This is a genomic window from Vibrio sp. M260118 (assembly GCF_036533755.1).
In the GTDB taxonomy this organism is placed as follows: domain Bacteria; phylum Pseudomonadota; class Gammaproteobacteria; order Enterobacterales; family Vibrionaceae; genus Vibrio.
The window spans coordinates 1-1,631 of the sequence record NZ_JATABG010000545.1 but is presented as its reverse complement, the minus strand read 5'-3'; the positions used below and the strand labels follow the sequence as shown (position 1 = coordinate 1,631).

At 45.9% G+C, this 1,631-nt stretch carries 4 protein-coding genes; 2 read left to right on the top strand and 2 right to left on the bottom strand.

The window, feature by feature from the left end; all coding sequences use genetic code 11:
- A partial coding sequence (locus QTO00_RS19380) for a fumarylacetoacetate hydrolase family protein (protein WP_331426204.1) occupies window positions 1-382 on the top strand: 382 nt, incomplete at its 5' end.
- Complete coding sequence (maiA, locus tag QTO00_RS19375; protein WP_331426203.1) at window positions 375-1,022, top strand: maleylacetoacetate isomerase; 648 nt, start codon at window positions 375-377, stop codon at window positions 1,020-1,022. The genes QTO00_RS19380 and maiA, both read left to right, overlap by 8 nt.
- Window positions 1,023-1,094: 72 nt before the next feature.
- Here maiA and QTO00_RS19370 read toward each other — a convergent pair whose 3' ends face one another.
- Together QTO00_RS19370 and QTO00_RS19365 are read right to left on the bottom strand one after the other, a co-directional pair.
- A complete protein-coding gene (locus QTO00_RS19370; protein ID WP_331426202.1) occupies window positions 1,095-1,280 on the bottom strand; it encodes a hypothetical protein in 186 nt (61 codons plus the stop codon).
- A gap of 168 nt (window positions 1,281-1,448) precedes the next feature.
- Window positions 1,449-1,631, bottom strand: a 183-nt coding sequence (locus QTO00_RS19365) for a DnaJ domain-containing protein (protein WP_331426201.1), incomplete at its 5' end; no start/stop codon positions are given.

The window sequence follows — 1,631 nt, the reverse complement described above, 5'->3', positions numbered from 1 at the left end:
GGACGGCGGTAAGGTCAACCTTCCTCTGCTTAGCTTCTATAACGATCAGCCTTTTGGTTGCCCAAATGCGGGCGTGGATATGACGTTTGAGTTTCCCGAACTTATCGCGCACGCGGCAAAAAGTAGACCTTTATCTGCCGGTGCAATCATTGGTTCGGGAACTGTGTCGAATAAGCAAGGCACAGACTTTGGCACCGCGATTGCTGAGGGAGGAGTCGGCTACTCCTGCATTGCTGAAGTTCGCATGATAGAGACGATTCGCGATGGTGCACCATTGACGAGTTTTATGAAGTTTGGTGACCGAATTAAGATGGAAATGTTAGACGGTGACGGTCACTCTATCTTTGGCGCAATTGACCAGCGAGTGGTGAGATATGAGTGAGCGCATCCTCTACGGATACTGGCGCTCCTCGGCCGCGTATCGGGTTAGAATAGCGCTTAACCTCAAGGGGCTAGATTACCAGCAACGTTCGGTGCATTTGGTTAAAAATGGTGGAGAGCAGCATTCACCAGAGTTCAAGCGCTTGAATCCGAATCAACTGGTTCCGGTGCTGGTGGATGGGGATATGACGCTCAACCAATCTTTAGCGATAATCGATTATCTCGATGACGTATACCTTGAGTTTAAACTGACGCCAGAAGATAGGCAGCGCCGCTATTTGGTCAAAGCGTTAGCACAGGATATTGCTGTGGATATCCATCCGCTTAACAACCTTAGAGTGTTGCAGTATTTGACAGGTAATCTTGCTGCCGATGAGGAGCAAAAGCAGCGTTGGTATCATCATTGGATTGAGCAAGGTTTTTCCGCGTTAGAGCAGCGCCTCGCAAGTTGCAGTGGTAAGTATTGTGTCGGTGATGAGGTAACGCTGGCGGATGTGTGTTTGGTGCCGCAGGTATACAATGCCAAGCGATTTAACCTAGAGCTTGGTGGATATCCAAATATCAATAGGGTGACAACGTCACTCAATCAATTGAGTGCGTTTCAAAATGCAGTGCCAGAAGCTCAACCAGACGCTAGCTAGCAAAAAGCCACCGTTACTTTTTAGTAGTGGTGGCTTAAACATCCTTGGAGAGCAGATTTTCAACGCTGAGTGTTAGCGTATAGAGCTTGCCTGTCTTTCTCGTTGTTGTAGTTCTGCAATGTTGAATTGACGCACATCCAATGTGGCTAAGTCATTGCATTCAGCGCATGAGCAATGGCTTTTCCCATCAACATATTCGTGTTTTGTTAGCATGCTAGGTTGTTTACACCAATCACACACACCTTCAATTGTGAACATAGTTTTCTCCCCACCTTATTGCTAGGCGTTATATTCGGCGCGTATTATTACACGAGAATGGATAAGGAGTTAATCATTTGTTACGTTTTGTGGGAAGGAGATCGATTGCGTAGTACCGTTTTTAAAGGCTTGTCTAAGTTATACAATTTAAACTAGTTCAATTTGTAACTATTTATTAACGTGTGCAAGAATGACTTTCAGTGCTTGGTTCAAGCGTTTCATCTCTTCTTCACTGCCTTTCAAGTCTGGGTGGTAAACCTTACACAACTGCTTATAGCGCGCTTTGATCTGTTTCTCGTCTGGGATCTTACTTGGATTAAAGCCAAATAGAGCACAGGCGAGGGTGATCGG